General features: G+C 61.4%; 13 protein-coding genes. 7 read left to right on the top strand and 6 right to left on the bottom strand.

Going from position 1 to position 14,410, the window contains the following annotated elements; translation table 11 throughout:
• Positions 1 to 402: 402 nt before the first annotated feature.
• Positions 403 to 1,371 (bottom strand): LysR substrate-binding domain-containing protein, encoded by a 969-nt coding sequence (locus FKV68_RS00650; protein WP_245182037.1) that lies wholly within the window; start codon positions 1,369 to 1,371, stop codon positions 403 to 405.
• Between the two features lie 112 nt (positions 1,372 to 1,483).
• On the opposite strand from FKV68_RS00650, the gene FKV68_RS00645 reads away from it, so the two are divergent.
• Together FKV68_RS00645 and FKV68_RS00640 are read left to right on the top strand one after the other, a co-directional pair.
• Positions 1,484 to 2,737, top strand: a complete 1,254-nt coding sequence (locus FKV68_RS00645) for an aromatic ring-hydroxylating oxygenase subunit alpha (protein WP_180939643.1) — start codon at positions 1,484 to 1,486, stop codon at positions 2,735 to 2,737.
• Entirely contained in the window at positions 2,727 to 3,815 is a 1,089-nt protein-coding gene (locus FKV68_RS00640) for an FAD-binding oxidoreductase (protein WP_180939642.1), read from the top strand. The genes FKV68_RS00645 and FKV68_RS00640 overlap by 11 nt, the downstream gene beginning before the upstream one ends.
• A 117-nt stretch (positions 3,816 to 3,932) precedes the next feature.
• On the opposite strand, the gene FKV68_RS00635 is transcribed toward FKV68_RS00640, so the two are convergent.
• The 5 genes from FKV68_RS00635 to FKV68_RS00615 all read right to left on the bottom strand — a co-directional run bounded on the left by FKV68_RS00635 (position 3,933) and on the right by FKV68_RS00615 (position 9,658).
• On the bottom strand, positions 3,933 to 5,060 hold the full coding sequence (locus tag FKV68_RS00635; RefSeq protein WP_180939641.1) for an S-(hydroxymethyl)glutathione dehydrogenase/class III alcohol dehydrogenase: 1,128 nt from the start codon (positions 5,058 to 5,060) through the stop codon (positions 3,933 to 3,935).
• A 58-nt stretch (positions 5,061 to 5,118) separates the two neighbouring features.
• The gene (locus FKV68_RS00630; RefSeq protein ID WP_180939640.1) at positions 5,119 to 6,048 is read right to left on the bottom strand and encodes an electron transfer flavoprotein subunit alpha/FixB family protein; all 930 of its coding nucleotides are present in this window, start codon (positions 6,046 to 6,048) and stop codon (positions 5,119 to 5,121) included.
• A gap of 25 nt (positions 6,049 to 6,073) precedes the next feature.
• Positions 6,074 to 6,823 (bottom strand): electron transfer flavoprotein subunit beta/FixA family protein, encoded by a 750-nt coding sequence (locus tag FKV68_RS00625; RefSeq protein WP_180939639.1) that lies wholly within the window; start codon positions 6,821 to 6,823, stop codon positions 6,074 to 6,076.
• A 38-nt stretch (positions 6,824 to 6,861) separates the two neighbouring features.
• Positions 6,862 to 7,464, bottom strand: a complete 603-nt coding sequence (locus tag FKV68_RS00620; protein WP_180939638.1) for a dimethylsulfoniopropionate lyase — start codon at positions 7,462 to 7,464, stop codon at positions 6,862 to 6,864.
• 157 nt (positions 7,465 to 7,621) lie between these two features.
• Positions 7,622 to 9,658, bottom strand: coding sequence for an NADH:flavin oxidoreductase (locus FKV68_RS00615; RefSeq protein ID WP_180939637.1), 2,037 nt, complete (start codon positions 9,656 to 9,658; stop codon positions 7,622 to 7,624).
• A 146-nt stretch (positions 9,659 to 9,804) separates the two neighbouring features.
• Between FKV68_RS00615 and FKV68_RS00610 the strand changes: the two genes are divergently transcribed.
• The 5 genes from FKV68_RS00610 to FKV68_RS00590 all read left to right on the top strand — a co-directional run bounded on the left by FKV68_RS00610 (position 9,805) and on the right by FKV68_RS00590 (position 14,380).
• Positions 9,805 to 10,443, top strand: coding sequence for a TetR/AcrR family transcriptional regulator (locus FKV68_RS00610; protein WP_180939636.1), 639 nt, complete (start codon positions 9,805 to 9,807; stop codon positions 10,441 to 10,443).
• A 6-nt stretch (positions 10,444 to 10,449) separates the two neighbouring features.
• Positions 10,450 to 11,247, top strand: coding sequence for a pyrroline-5-carboxylate reductase family protein (locus FKV68_RS00605; RefSeq protein WP_180939635.1), 798 nt, complete (start codon positions 10,450 to 10,452; stop codon positions 11,245 to 11,247).
• 77 nt (positions 11,248 to 11,324) lie between these two features.
• On the top strand, positions 11,325 to 12,326 hold the full coding sequence (locus FKV68_RS00600) for an ABC transporter substrate-binding protein (protein ID WP_180939634.1): 1,002 nt from the start codon (positions 11,325 to 11,327) through the stop codon (positions 12,324 to 12,326).
• A 94-nt stretch (positions 12,327 to 12,420) separates the two neighbouring features.
• Positions 12,421 to 13,308: an ABC transporter permease gene (locus tag FKV68_RS00595; protein ID WP_180939633.1), complete on the top strand. Its 888-nt coding sequence runs from the start codon at positions 12,421 to 12,423 to the stop codon at positions 13,306 to 13,308.
• Positions 13,301 to 14,380 carry a quaternary amine ABC transporter ATP-binding protein gene (locus FKV68_RS00590; protein ID WP_180939632.1) on the top strand — a complete coding sequence of 360 codons (1,080 nt, stop codon included), beginning with the start codon at positions 13,301 to 13,303 and terminating at the stop codon, positions 14,378 to 14,380. The genes FKV68_RS00595 and FKV68_RS00590 overlap by 8 nt, the downstream gene beginning before the upstream one ends.
• Positions 14,381 to 14,410: the final 30 nt, after the last annotated feature.

Below are 14,410 nucleotides of genomic sequence, written 5' to 3'. Positions count from 1 at the left end.
CATTATACGCATGGAATACACGCAACGAGCTTTAGTGAGGAAACGTCACAGAAAATCGGACGGTTAGCCGTCATCGCGGTGGGCCGAAGCCGTACTCCAAGCCGGCCCATGTCGTCGCACCAGGACCAACGAGCGTCCTGTCGGCATGAGCCTGATCGGCGAAAGGACGATGAGGCCAGCGTCGGTTGGAACTATTTGATCAGACCTGCGACGTCCGCCACGATCCGCATGTGCCTGGCGAGGAGAGTTCCGGACCAGATGTGCGCAAGCACGCCAGCTTCGCGATGGAGCTGCGAGGAACTCGAGCAATTCCAGGAAAAGTGTGTAACGGTTTTCCGTCCGGAATTGCGTAGTTTCAAAGAGTTAGATCATTTCACTGTTTCAATGAAACAATGAAATGATCTAAGACGCCCCGGACGAAGTTCTTAGCCACCGAACAAGCAGCTCGGCGTGTTCCTTTTTCTTCTGCCTTCGTGGAAGCACGACGAAGTAGCCGTTCCTCGTGCTGATCGCCGCATCGGTGAGGCGAACCAGGCGATTCTGGTTAAGCAAGTCCTCGACCAGGCGCTTCCAGCCCAGTGCTATGCCCTGCCCGTTCAGGGCCGCATAAATCGCCTCGGTGTAGAAGCTGCAGCGCAGCCCCGTGGATCTTTTCGGGCCCTGAACAGAAAATGCTGCCAGCCATTCATTCCAGCCGGTCCACGTCGGATCGCCGGTATCGTTGGCGATAAGGGGATATTGGACGAGTTCGGCCAACGTCGAAATCTCTCCGATCTCCCGGAGATATTCGGGACTGCAGACAGGAAATATCTCGTCGTCAAACAGGAATTCGGCCTGGCCGTCGGGCCACATTCCGTTTCCGTACCTAATGGCAAGATCGATGTCGTCGCTTTCAATGTCGGTGGATTTGTCCTGAGTGATAATCCGCAGTTTCACCTGCGGGTAGGTCCGCGAGAACGCGGAAATCTTGGGAAGCAGCCAGAAATGAGAGAACGCCACCGTCGCGGAGATGGCCAGTTCGTCGCTGGCTTCGTCCTTCGTGATATCAGAAACCGTGTCCGCAATGAGGTTGAAGGCGCTGGTCGTGGCAGACGACAGCAGCCTTCCCTTCTCCGTCAACTCTATTCTTCGATGCAGCCGCCGAAACAGGGGAAAGCCGAACGCTTCCTCGAGCAGGTGGATCTGTCGACTGACGGCTGCCTGTGTCACGCCGAGCTCAGCGGCCGCCCTGGTGAAGCTTCCAAGACGGGCAGCCGCTTCGAAGACGGTCATTCCCGTAAGTGGCGGCAACTTTCTCCTCAAACCGGCCACAAGCAACCCCGTGAACTGTTCCTGCAAAAGAGCGGTGGCGAAAGGGCGCGCTCCATTCATCCGGACACCGAATCTCGCATTACTTTTCATTATGTCAAGCAGGCCCATTTCTGCCGTTGAGAAAGCGGCATTTTCACCCGATGATTCAGCAATCCAACGATAAGGGTGCCTTATGCTTCAGACCTTCTCTTCCTCCATATCGCCACTGCTCGACGCACGCGCAGATGGTCATTCGTTGCCAGCGGGTCTTTACACCCGCAGCGACGTCTTCGAAGCGGACCTCGAGGTCTTTTTCCGCAGACACTGGATCTGCATAGGCCTCGAATGCGATGTTCCGGAACCCGGCGACGCTACTGTCGTCGACATCGGAAACTCCAGTCTCATCCTGCTTCGCGATGACGATGGTGAGATCCGCGTCGTGCACAATGTCTGTCGCCATCGTGGTGCACGGCTGCTGGATGCCGGAACGACCGTCGTGTCGAAGCTCGTCTGTCCCTACCATCAATGGACCTACGAGCTTTCCGGCGAGCTGAGTCATGCCCCGCACATGGGGGCCGATTTCGACAAGAGCTGCAAGAGCCTGAAGCCGATCAACTTCAAGTCGATCGGCGGCCTGATTTACGTATGCCTTTCGGACAATCCGCCTGAGGACATTGCGCGCCTCGAAGAGGTGATGGAGAAGCGGCTCGCCCCCTACGACATTCGCAACGCCAAGGTCGCGTTCCAGTCCGACGTGATCGAGAAGGGTAACTGGAAGCTCACGATCGAGAACAATCGCGAGTGCTACCACTGCTCGGCCAATCACCCGGAACTCTGCGTTTCGTTCGTCGATCTCGACTTCGGCTTTGACCCCGAGGGCCTGAGCCCGGAGGACCGGGAAGAGGCTGAATTGCACCAGTCCCTGTATCAGGAGCGTACGGCCGCCTGGGAAGCTGCGGGGCATCTATCATCGGCGGTGGAGCCGGTCCTCGACGGAGCAACCAACTTCCGGACGCAGCGACTGATCATCGCCGGTGCTGGCGAGTCGCAGACGCCGGATGCAACCGCCGCATCGGCCAAGCTGCTCGGCTCCATCACGCGGAAGGATCTCGGCGACACGCATCTCTGGGGGCACAACAGCTGGAACCACTTCATGGGCGATCATGCCGTGACGTCGATCGTCATCCCGCTTTCCGCCGACACGACGCTGGTTCGAACCAAGTGGCTGGTCCACAAGGATGCGGTCGAAGGCGTCGACTACGATCTCGATAAACTGACGAGCGTCTGGCTCGCGACGACCGACCAGGACGCCGAGCTCGTCGCACGCTCTCACGCCGGCATCCAGGATCCCGCTTACGAGCCGGGCGCCTATTCCCGCTTCACCGAAGGTCATCTCGACGATTTCGCAACGTGGTACATCAACCGGATGCGCGCCCATGGATTTTAAACCACAAACATCGACCGCCGACATCAGCCGGAGCGGAGAATGGAATCCCGAGGTTGACGACACGCTGGTTTGCGTCGACGTCCATCAGGAAACCCACGACGTGAAGACCTTCACGTTCGCTGCTCCGGACGGCAAGCAATTCGCCTTTCTTGCCGGCCAGTATCTCCTCTTCGACCTCGCGCTCGGCGGCGATGCCGAGAGCCGCTGCTACAGCATATCGTCGTCGCCCTGCAGGAAGAACGCGGTCTCGATCACGGTCAAGCGCGTCCCCGGCGGCAAGGTGTCGAACTGGCTTCACGACAATCTCGCTGCCGGCGTCGCGGTGCGGGCCAATGGTCCGCTTGGCCGGTTCGTCCGGCCATCCGGCCCGAGAGGCAAGTTCCTTTTCCTGTCAGGCGGGTCCGGGATTACGCCGCTGATGTCGATGATACGAGAATTGGCCGATACTTCGGAGCCGGCCGATGTCGTGTTCATGCATGCGGGCAGAACGCCGAAAGACCTTGTCTTCCGCGAGGAACTCACGAACCTCGCGAACAGGATGAAAGGCCTGCGGCTTCATTTTCTTCCCGAAGAGGTCACCGGCGAGCGCTGCTGGCCGGGTCTCTCCGGTCGCATTTCCCGCGAATACCTCAGTCTCGCAGTTCCTGACCTCGCTGAGCGCTTGGTCATGTGCTGCGGACCGGCGCCCTTCATGGCCGCGGCGCGCAGGCTCACGGCCGAGCTGGGCGTGCCCTCGTCGAACTATATCGAGGAGAGCTTCGATGCCGCCGTCCTCGAAGAAGAGGCGCCCCCGGTACCGGAGCTGGCGGAAGCGAAGACGTTCAAGGTCGAATTCGCCAAGCAGGCGCGCACGATCGAGGTGGCTGCCGAACAGACCGTGCTTTCCTGCGCCAAGAAATCGGGCGTCAGGATACCGTCTTCCTGCGCCAACGGCCTATGTGGGACCTGCAAGTCGAAGCTAGTCAGCGGGTCGGTCGACATGAAGCACTCCGGCGGCATCCGGCAGAGGGAAATCGACGCCGGCTTTTTCCTCCCCTGCTGCTCGAAACCGCTGAGCGACCTCGTCATCGACCGGTAGCAAACCCGACCACGTGGAAGCCGCAAAAAAACAGCCTCACAAGTGAGGGTGTTTTTTTCGTTAGAATCGCTGCAGATCAGGTCACTGGCGGTCGGGGCGACGCGAAATCGCGCGGCGTCAGTAGATCACGACGCTCCTGATGCTCTCGCCGGAATGCATCAGTTCGAAGCCCTTGTTGATGTCGTCGAGCGGCAGCGTGTGGGTGATCATCGGGTCGATTGCGATTTTGCCCTCCATGTACCAGTCGACGATCTTCGGCACGTCGGTGCGCCCGCGCACGCCGCCAAAGGCGGTGCCCATCCAGGTGCGGCCGGTGACCAGCTGGAACGGCCGGGTGGCTATCTCCTGGCCGGCGCCGGCCACCCCGATGATCACCGACTTGCCCCAGCCGCGATGCGAGGCCTCGAGCGCCTGGCGCATCACCTTGACATTGCCGGTGCAGTCGAAGGTGTAGTCGGCGCCGCCGATCTGGTCGGCGCCGCGCTTCGTCATGTTGACGAGATAGGGCACGATGTCGTCGCCGACCTCCTTCGGGTTGACGAAGTGGGTCATGCCGAATTTTTCGCCCCAGGGCTTCTTGTCGTTGTTCAGATCGACGCCGATGATCATGTCGGCGCCGGCAAGCCGAAGCCCCTGGATGACGTTCAGACCGATGCCGCCGAGACCGAAGACGATCGCGGTCGATCCCATCTCGACGCGTGCCGTGTTGATCACCGCGCCGATGCCGGTGGTCACCCCGCAGCCGATGTAGCAGATCTTGTCGAACGGCGCGTCGGGATTGACCTTGGCGACGGCGATCTCCGGCAGCACGGTGAAGTTGGCAAAGGTCGAGCAGCCCATATAGTGGTGGATCTTGTCCTTGCCGATCGAAAACCGCGAGGTGCCGTCCGGCATCAGCCCTTGCCCTTGCGTGGCGCGGATGGCGGTGCAGAGATTGGTCTTGCGGCTGAGGCACGACGGGCAGGCGCGGCATTCCGGGGTATAGAGCGGAATGACATGGTCGCCCTTCTTCACCGAGGTGACGCCGGGGCCGACGTCGACGACGATGCCGGCGCCCTCGTGGCCGAGGATCGCCGGGAACAGCCCTTCCGGATCGGCGCCGGAGAGGGTGAAATCATCGGTGTGGCAGATGCCGGTCGCCTTGACCTCGACCAGCACCTCGCCGGCCTTCGGCCCTTCGAGCTGAACCGTCATGATTTGCAGTGGTTTGCCGGCCTCAGTGGCGACGGCGGCGCGTACGTCCATTGTCGTTATCCTTATTTGTCGCTAACTACATGCTCGATTGGCTGGGCGCCGGGGCCGCTCACAGCGCCTTTTCGAGTTCCGGCAGGACGTCGAAGAGGTCGGCGACGAGGCCGTAGTCGGCGACCTGGAAGATCGGCGCCTCCTCGTCCTTGTTGATCGCGACGATCACCTTGGAATCCTTCATGCCGGCGAGATGCTGGATCGCCCCGGAAATGCCGCAGGCGATGTAGAGGTCGGGGGCGACCACCTTGCCGGTCTGGCCGACCTGCCAGTCGTTCGGGGCATAGCCGGCATCGACGGCGGCGCGCGACGCGCCGACGGCGGCCCCGAGCTTGTCGGCGACCGGCAGGATCACTTCCTTGAACTTTTCCGACGAGCCGAGTGCGCGGCCGCCGGAGATGATGATCTTCGCCGAGGTCAGTTCCGGCCGGTCCGACGACGACAGCGCATCGGCAACGAAGCTCGAAACCCCCGGATTGGCGGCGGCCGCAACCGTCTCGACCGCGGCCGAACCGCCCTCGGCGGCAGCGGCGAACGAGGCGGTGCGCACGGTGATGACGCGCTTGGCTTCGCTCGTCTGCACCGTCTGGATGGCGTTGCCGGCATAGATCGGCCGCTTGAAGGTGTCGGCGGAGACCACCTCGATGATTTCCGAGACCTGGGCGACGTCGAGCAGTGCAGCGACGCGCGGCAAAACGTTCTTGCCGACCGAGGTGGCGGCGGCAATGATGGTGTCGTAGCCGCCGGCGAGCGCGACGATCGTTGCGGCGAGCGGCTCGGCGAGATTGTTGCCGAGGCTGGCGTCGTCGGCGACCAGCACCTTGGTTACACCGGCAAGCTTCGCCGCTTGATCGGCGATCGCCTTGACGCCCGAACCGGCGACCAGCACATGCACGTCGGAGCCGATCTTGGTGGCCGCGGTCAGCGCCTTCGCCGTCTGGTCGGAAAGGTGGGTGGTGTCGTGGTCAGCCAGAAGCAGAATGGCCATGGTGTTGTTCTCCCTTTCCTGAACCTTACAATACGCCGGCTTCGCCCTTGAGCTTCTCGACGAGCTCGGCGACCGACTTGACCTTGATGCCGGCCTTGCGGCCGGACGGCTCTTCCGTCTTCAGCACCTTCAGCCGCGGCGAAGTGTCGACGCCGAAATCGGCCGGGCTCTTCTTGTCGAGCGGCTTCTTCTTCGCCTTCATGATGTTCGGCAGCGAGGCATAACGCGGCTCGTTCAGGCGCAGATCGGTGGTGACCACCGCCGGCAGCTTCAGTTCGACCGTCTGCAGGCCGCCATCGACCTCGCGCGTCACCTTGGCCCTGCCGTCGGCGATCTCGACCTTGGAGGCGAAGGTGCCCTGGGCCCAGCCGAGCAGCGCCGACAGCATCTGGCCGGTCTGGTTCGAATCGTCGTCGATCGCCTGCTTGCCGACGATGATCAGCCCCGGCTGTTCGGCTTCGGCGACACCCTTGACGATCTTGGCGACAGCGAGCGGCTCGACCTGGTCCTCGGTCTCGACCAGGATCGCCCGGTCGGCGCCCATGGCCAGCGCGGTCCTCAGCGTCTCCTCGGCCTTGGCCGGGCCAACCGAGACGACGACGACTTCCGAAGCCTTGCCGGCTTCCTTCAGCCGCAGCGCCTCTTCGACCGAGATCTCGTCAAACGGGTTCATCGACACCTTGACATTGGCCAGCTCGACACCGGACCCATCCGCCTTCACCCGGATCTTGACGTTGAAGTCGACCACACGCTTCACCGTGACTAGGATTTTCATGGCTGCTTCCTTCTATTTCTTGATTGTCCCGAGGACGCTCATGCCGGGCGGTCTGCAAGCAGCGCCCAGAAAGCCAGGAATGGCTTCTCGAAGGAGCGCATCGCATGTTTGATGCCGGGCTCGTTGTAAAATGAGCCGCCGAAACCGGGTCTGAACCACGACCCGTCGCCCTGACGAAACGCCCCGTCCGAAAGGACGAGGTAGACTTCCTCCGGTCGATGATTGTGGTCCGGGTAGCGGACGTGAGGTGTCATCACCGTTACGCCGATCCACACATCCGTGCGCTGTTCGAGGCCACCGGGTCCGATGATCATCGCATTCGCATGGCCGTCGTGGAAATTATCACTCGCCGAACCGTCATAATTTGAGCGCCGGCGCCATTCGAGCAGTGGTTCGATCGCGTTGAAGCGGTCGATCAGGTTGCGGAGCGAGTCGTGTTCCGTTTCGATCGCCAGCGCGCTGTCGAGGTGGGAACATACGGGCAGCCGGCTCCCGGGACCGGACCTTTGCACGCCTGGCACTTCCAGCGCGGAAAAGATCTGCCGGGTCGACCGACGTGATTGCGGTTCCAGTGCGAACTGATCGAAGGCGATGGACGCGGCGTCGACGAACACCTGAAGGGCTTCGGTTCGAGCTGTCATTGTCTCTCCTCCCTGGAGGGCTACAGCGCCGCGCGTCTCATCAGACGCGCAAAGGACGCTGTAGCACTTTGAAGTGCTGCATGTTGTTATTCTTCAATCGGCTAGGATTAAAGGAAACACGCAGTGGCGGGTCGCCGGTCAGGCGACCCGTGTTTGCTCAGATGTCCTTGAGAAGCCGAAGCGCGTCATAGATCGCTGCGTGCGTGTTGCGCGCCGCGACTGCGTCGCCGATGCGGAAGAGCTGGAATTTGCCATCGGGGTTGCGCCAGACGGTTTGCTGCCTGCCAGCGATCAGTTGCTCGTGCGACATCTCCCCGAGATTGCTCGATTCCGGTTTCAGCTCGAAATACAGCTCGTCGAGCGGAATGGTGCCGTGATTGACGACGATCTGATCGAATGTCCGCTGCCTGGCAACGCCGCCATAGTCGCTGCCGACATGGGCGACGAGTTCATTGCCGCTCTTCTCGACCGCCTCCAGGCGGTAGGTGACGGTGAAGGTCACGTCGAGCTTCTGAAGTGACCGCATGTAAGGGACGAGGTTCATTGCCATGACCTCCGGCGCGAACGACCGGTCGGGCGTCATGATCTCGACCTTGGCCCCCGCCTTGGCGAGGAACTCTGCAGCCTGCAGGCCGGCATGATCGCCGGCGTCGTCGAAGATCAGCACGTTGGTGCCCGGCTTGACGTCGCCCGATATGATGTCCCAGGCAGAGACGACGAGCTCGTTGCCCTTGGTGAGCACGTCCGTATGTGGCATCCCGCCTGTCGCGATGATGACGACATTTGGATTTTCCGCCTGAACGGTTTCCGCCTCCGCCCAGGTGTTGAAGTGGAAGGTGACGCCCAGCTTCTCGCACTGGCTCATGCGCCAGTCGATGATGCTGATCATTTCCCTCCGGCGTTCACTCTGCGCCGTCAGACGGATCTGACCGCCTGGGTCGTTCGCTGCTTCGAAGACGACCACCTCATGGCCGCGCTCACCCGCGACGCGGGCGGCCTCAAGGCCTGCGGGCCCGGCACCGACGATCACCACCTTCTTGCGGCGCTCGGCCTTCGCGATCGTGTGCGGCATGGTGAGCTCACGTCCGGTCGCGGCGTTGTGGATGCAGTAGGCAGCCCCACCCTGATAGATGCGATCGAGACAGTAGTTCGCGCCGACGCAGGGCCGAATGTCGTCCTCGCGCTTCTCCATGATCTTCCGGACGATATGCGGGTCCGTCATGTGAGCGCGGGTCATCCCGATCATGTCGACCTTGCCGGAAGCAATCGCGTGGCGCGCGGTCGCCACGTCCGGGATCTTTGCGGCGTGGAAGGTCGGAAAATTCGTGGCGGCGCGAATTTCGCCGGCGAAATCGAGATGCGGTGAGTTGGCCATGCCCTGGATCGGGATGACGTCGGTAAGGCCGGCGTCCGTATCGATATGGCCGCGAATGACGTTCAGGTAATCGATAAGCCCGCTTTCCTTCAGGCGCTTCGAGATTTCTATGCCTTCCTCCTTGCCCGTCCCGCCGGGAAGACATTCATCGGCCGTGTAACGGACACCGAGGATGAAATCGTCTCCGACACGCGCGCGGATCGCCTTCAGGACGTCGAAACAGAAACGCATGCGATTGTCGAGCGAGCCGCCATAAGGACCGTCGAGCTCGTTCGTCAGCGGCGAGGTGAACTGGTCGAGGAGGTGACCGTAGGCCTCCAGCTCAACACCATCCATGCCGCCCGCCTTCATGCGCTCGGCCGCATCGGCGAAATCCCTGATGATCCGCTCAATGTCCCAGTCTTCGATCTTCTTGGGGAAGGCGCGGTGCGACGCTTCGCGGTGATGGGAAGGAGCAACAACCGGCAGCCAGTCACCCTTGTCCCAGCGCGTGCGCCGGCCGAGATGGGTGAGCTGGATCATGATCGCCGCGCCTTCTTCGTGCACAGCGTCGGTCATCTCCTTGATCCACGGCACGATCTCGTCCCTGTAGGCGAGCAGGTTGTTGAACACCGGCGGGCTGTCTTTCGAGACCGCCGCGGAGCCGGCAGTCATGGTCATCGCCACTCCCCCCTTGGCGCGCTCCACGGTGTAGGCGCGATACCGCTCCTTCGGCATCCCGTCGTCCGGATAGGCCGGTTCGTGAGAGGTCACAATGATACGGTTGCGCAGCGTCAGGTGCTTGAGCTGATAGGGCTGAAGGAGGGGGTCGTTCGACATATGCCGGGCTCCGCTTTAGAGACTTCAGCTCGAACGCTATGCGGGAATGTACATATGTGTCAAGATCGAAAACAGTTAGGTCTGGTTAATGGACATATGTGTACATTTCCCTTGTGTATCTTCTCACAATTTGTTAGGAAGTCATTATGGAGCAGGTTTTGAACGATAGCGGCTGGCGCGGATCGCAGGAGGGATGGCTGGAGGCGGCCTATGAATCCCTGCTCGAAGGCGGCGTCGACTCGGTAAAAATTCTGCCATTGGCAAAGAGGCTCAGCCTGTCGCGAACGAGCTTCTACTGGTTCTTCAAGGACCGGGAAGAACTGTTGGCGGCGCTCATCGGCCGTTGGCGGGACAAGAATACCGGCAATATCGTGAAGCAATCGCAGGCCTATGCGGAATCTCTGGCCGAAGCGATGCTTAACGTTTTCGATTGCTGGCTGAACAAGGACCTATTCGATTCGAAATTCGAGTTTGCCGTGCGCAGCTGGGCACTGCAGTCCGAAGACATCCTGAGCGAGGTTCAGCGGGCCGATCAAGTCCGACTGGAAGCTCTCAAGCGGATGTTTATCCGTTTCGGTCATTCGGAGATCACCGCCGATGTCCGCGCCCGCACGACCTACCTGGTTCAGATCGGCTATATCTCGATGCAGACTCAAGAGGATGTCGCGACCCGTATGAAGCGGATCCCCGAGTACATCGCCATCTATACGGGCCAAGTGCCAGAGCAGCGGGAGCTGGATCGCTTCTTTTCACGGCACGGCCACAAACCTGAGGTGAGAGGATAACCGACGATGAGCGGCTCATTGCGGATTGGCATCGTTGGTGGAGGCGGCTGGCTCGGTGGAGCAATTGCTGCTTCACTCCTCAATGCAGGTCTGGTGCGGCCGCATAATCTTTCCCTCTCTTATCGCACGCAGCAACCGAACCGCCTTAGCGGTTGCTTCTGGACCACCGACAATCAGCAGTTGGCCAGCCGTTCGGACGTGATCATTGTCTCGGTCCGGCCCGCTGATTGGCCGCCGCTCGCGATCGATGCCGATGGCAAGCTCGTGATCTCCGTCATGGCCGGCGTTCGCTTGAGCCAGTTGGCCGAACATCACAATACGAAGAGGGTCGTCCGCAGCTTGCCTAACGCCGCGGCTGAGGTCGGCAAATCCTATACGCCCTGGATCGGCTCGGAAGGTGTGAACGACCAAGACCGCGCTGCGGTGCGCGCAATTTTCGAGGCCTGCGGAGCGCAGGACGAGGTCGAAAGCGAGAGCGACATCGATTATCTGACCGGCCTTTCCGGCTCCGGGCCGGCCTTCCCGGCGCTCCTCGCTGACGCCATGATGCGCGACGCTGTATCGCGCGGCATCAAACCGGACGCCGCTCGACGCGCCGTTACCGCCGTGCTCGTCGGGTCCGGGCGTCTGTTCGAGAAGAGCGGCGAATGTCCCGCCGATACGGTCGAAGCGTTTGTCGGCTACCGCGGGACGACCGCCGCTGCAATCGAAGCCATGCGCGCCGCCGGCTTCGACGCCGCCGTCCGAGACGGGCTTGCGGCAGCCTTTCAGAAATCGGTCAATATGGGGAAGGAGCACTCCTGAATCGATCGGAGCTGGCGATCGCGGCAGGTCAGCTTCGCTAACTAAAGCCGCCACAATCCAGAAAAAAGGGAACGGCAATGAAGTATCTACTTGCATCGACTTGCCTCATGCTTGGTGTACTGGGAGGTGCGTCCGCGTCCAGCGCCGCAGAATGCGGATCGCTGACCATCGCGAGCATGAACTGGCAGAGCGCCGAAGTGCTCTCCAATCTCGACAAGATCATTTTGAACGAGGGTTATGGCTGCGACGCCGAAATCACCATCGGCGACACCGTCCCGACGATCACCTCCATGGCGGAAAAGGGCGAGCCCGATATCGCGCCGGAGGCGTGGATCGACCTGCTGCCCGATGTCGTCAAGAAGGGAACGGAAGAGGGCCGTATCATCAAGGTCGGTTCTCCGCTGCCTGATGGCGGCGTGCAAGGCTGGTGGATCCCCAAATATTTCGCGGACGCCCATCCGGACATCAAGACAATTCCCGACATGTTGAAGCACCCGGACCTGTTCCCCGATCCGGAAGACGCCAAGAAGGGCGCGATCTTCAATGGCCCCCAGGGCTGGGGCGGCACCGTCGTCACGTCTCAGCTGTTTAAGGCGTTCGATGCCGAGAAAGCCGGCTTCAAGCTCGTCGACACCGGTTCTGCCGCCGGCTTGGACGGCTCTATCGCCAAGGCATACGAGTCCAAGGAGGCTTGGGTCGGTTACTATTGGGCGCCAACAGCGCTCCTCGGAAAATATCAAATGGTCAAGCTGGAACCCGGCGTTCCGGAAGACGCGGCCGAGTGGAAGCGTTGCGTTACCGTGGCCGATTGCCCTGACCCGAAGCCAAGCGCGTGGCCGGTCGACACCATCGTGACGCTGGTCGCCAAGCCCTTCTCCGAGAAGGCCGGCCCGGAGGTCATGGACTACCTGAACAAGCGCTCCTGGAGCAACGACACCGTCAGCAAGCTGATGGCCTGGATGACCGACAACCAGGCGAGCGGCGAAGAAGGCGCCAAGCACTTCCTCGAAGAGAACGAGGACATCTGGACGAAGTGGGTCTCTCCGGAGGCCGCCGAGAAGGTCAAGGCGGCGCTCTGATACCTCAACATGCGGCGCGCAACGGCGCGCCGCACTCATCCTGCCGAAAAAACAGAAAAAAACATGTGCCGGCTTCTTCAAAAAGGGGAACCGAATGGACTGGTTTTATGAATTCCCGCACATGAACGACGACTCCCTGCGCAGTCTGAAGAAGGCGATCGACGAGGGATTCAGGGCGTTCACGCGCGGATACGGTGATGCGATCGAGGGCTTCTTCTCGCCCCTGCAGCACTTCCTGATCGCTGCCGAACGCTTCATGACGCACACGCCGTGGCCGATCATCACCCTGATCGTCCTAGCGGTCGCCTGGGGCGCGAGCAGGAGCTGGAAGATTGTGCTGAGCTGTCTCGTCACATTGCTGGCCATCGGCTACTTCGACATGTGGGACGACACGATGCGGACGATCTCGATGATCTTCGTCTGCACGCTCCTGTCGATCGCGATCGGCATCCCGATCGGCATCCTGATGTCCCGTTCCGACCGGCTGCAGCGGCTGGTGAACCCGGTGCTCGACGTCATGCAGACGATGCCGAGCTTCGTCTATCTGATTCCCGTCGTGATGCTGCTTGGCATCGGCAAGGTTCCGGGGCTGATCGCGGTGGTCATCTATGCCATCCCGCCGATGATCCGGCTCACCGATCTCGGCATTCGCCTGGTCGACAAGGACGTTCTGGAGGCGGCCGACGCCTTCGGCTCGTCGAGCTGGCAGAAGCTCAAGAACGTGCAGTTGCCGCTGGCGCTGCCGACCATCATGGCCGGCATCAACCAGACCATCATGATGGCGCTCGCGATGGTCGTCATCGCCTCGATGATCGGTGTCCAGGGCCTCGGCCAGCCGGTTCTGAAGGCGATTGCCAACCAGTACTTCACGCTCGGAATCTTCAACGGCCTTGCCATTGTCGGCATCGCCATCATCTTCGACCGGGTCAGCCAGGCCTATGGCAAGCGACTCCAGAAGCACCGGGAGATCGTCCATGGCTGATCACCATTTCGACGGCATCAAGATCCGCAACCTTTACAAGATTTTCGGATCGAACGCTGCAACGCATGTCGAGGCCGTCAGAAAAGGCCTTTCGAAAACCGAGTTGAACGAGAAGTTCGGCCATGTCCTCGGCCTGAAAGACATCAACATCGAGATGCCCTCGGGCTGCATCCAGGTCATCATGGGTCTGTCCGGTTCGGGAAAGTCGACGCTGATCCGGCACATCAACCGCCTGATCGATCCGACCGCCGGCGAAGTGCTGGTGAACGGGGTCGATGTCGTGAAAATGAACGAGCTCGAACTGCGGGAATTCCGCCGGCACCAGACCGCGATGGTGTTCCAGAAGTTCGCGCTTCTTCCCCATCGCAACGTTCTGGATAACACCCTCTACGGGCTCGAGGTCCAGGGTGTCGAGCGCGCGAAGGCGGTCGATGTGGCCATGCGCTGGATCGAGCGGGTCGGGCTGAAAGGTTTCGAGGGCAAGTACCCCAACCAGCTCTCGGGCGGCATGCAGCAGCGCGTCGGCCTGGCCCGCGCGCTGGCCAATGATGCGCCGGTGCTCCTCATGGACGAGGCCTATTCGGCGCTCGACCCACTGATCCGCACGGATATGCAGACGGTCCTTCTCGACCTGCAGAAGGAGATCAGGAAGACCATCGTCTTCATCACTCACGACCTCGACGAGGCGCTGAGGCTGGGCGACCAGATCGCCATCCTGCGCGATGGCGAAGTCATCCAGCAGGGCACCAGCCAGGACATCGTGCTCAGACCCGCCGATGACTACGTCGCGAACTTCGTCAAGGAGGTCAACCGCGGGCGCGTCGTCCACGTCGAGGCCGTCATGGCGCCGGCGCGGCCGGGCTTCTCACCGGACGCGATCACGATCCCGGCCGGAACCACCATCGAGGATGCCATGCGTGTGATAGCCAAAGGCCCCGATGGCGATGTCGCCGTTGTCGGTCCGAGCGGAAAACCGATCGGGACGGTCAACCTGCGTCAGCTTGCCGGTGCGATGGTCAACTCCCATGGCGCGCCGTCCTACGACGGCGGCTCTCTGGCGAGGGCATTGTAGGCCGGCAAGCACTCACACGACCTGACGCGA

The organism is Sinorhizobium mexicanum, from assembly GCF_013488225.1.
GTDB lineage: Bacteria > Pseudomonadota > Alphaproteobacteria > Rhizobiales > Rhizobiaceae > Sinorhizobium > Sinorhizobium mexicanum.
The sequence above is the reverse complement of the archived record's forward strand: the minus strand, read 5'-3'. Positions and strand labels throughout refer to the sequence as shown.

Bases quoted from the DNA above. Each gene is read 5' to 3' on its own strand.
- FKV68_RS00650 (WP_245182037.1), bottom strand. From the start codon at position 1,371: ATGAATGGAGCGCGCCCTTTCGCCACCGCTCTTTTGCAGGAACAGTTC.
- FKV68_RS00645 (WP_180939643.1), top strand. From the start codon at position 1,484: ATGCTTCAGACCTTCTCTTCCTCCATATCGCCACTGCTCGACGCACGC.
- FKV68_RS00640 (WP_180939642.1), top strand. From the start codon at position 2,727: ATGGATTTTAAACCACAAACATCGACCGCCGACATCAGCCGGAGCGGA.
- FKV68_RS00635 (WP_180939641.1), bottom strand. From the start codon at position 5,060: ATGGACGTACGCGCCGCCGTCGCCACTGAGGCCGGCAAACCACTGCAA.
- FKV68_RS00630 (WP_180939640.1), bottom strand. From the start codon at position 6,048: ATGGCCATTCTGCTTCTGGCTGACCACGACACCACCCACCTTTCCGAC.
- FKV68_RS00625 (WP_180939639.1), bottom strand. From the start codon at position 6,823: ATGAAAATCCTAGTCACGGTGAAGCGTGTGGTCGACTTCAACGTCAAG.
- FKV68_RS00620 (WP_180939638.1), bottom strand. From the start codon at position 7,464: ATGACAGCTCGAACCGAAGCCCTTCAGGTGTTCGTCGACGCCGCGTCC.
- FKV68_RS00615 (WP_180939637.1), bottom strand. From the start codon at position 9,658: ATGTCGAACGACCCCCTCCTTCAGCCCTATCAGCTCAAGCACCTGACG.
- FKV68_RS00610 (WP_180939636.1), top strand. From the start codon at position 9,805: ATGGAGCAGGTTTTGAACGATAGCGGCTGGCGCGGATCGCAGGAGGGA.
- FKV68_RS00605 (WP_180939635.1), top strand. From the start codon at position 10,450: ATGAGCGGCTCATTGCGGATTGGCATCGTTGGTGGAGGCGGCTGGCTC.
- FKV68_RS00600 (WP_180939634.1), top strand. From the start codon at position 11,325: ATGAAGTATCTACTTGCATCGACTTGCCTCATGCTTGGTGTACTGGGA.
- FKV68_RS00595 (WP_180939633.1), top strand. From the start codon at position 12,421: ATGGACTGGTTTTATGAATTCCCGCACATGAACGACGACTCCCTGCGC.
- FKV68_RS00590 (WP_180939632.1), top strand. From the start codon at position 13,301: ATGGCTGATCACCATTTCGACGGCATCAAGATCCGCAACCTTTACAAG.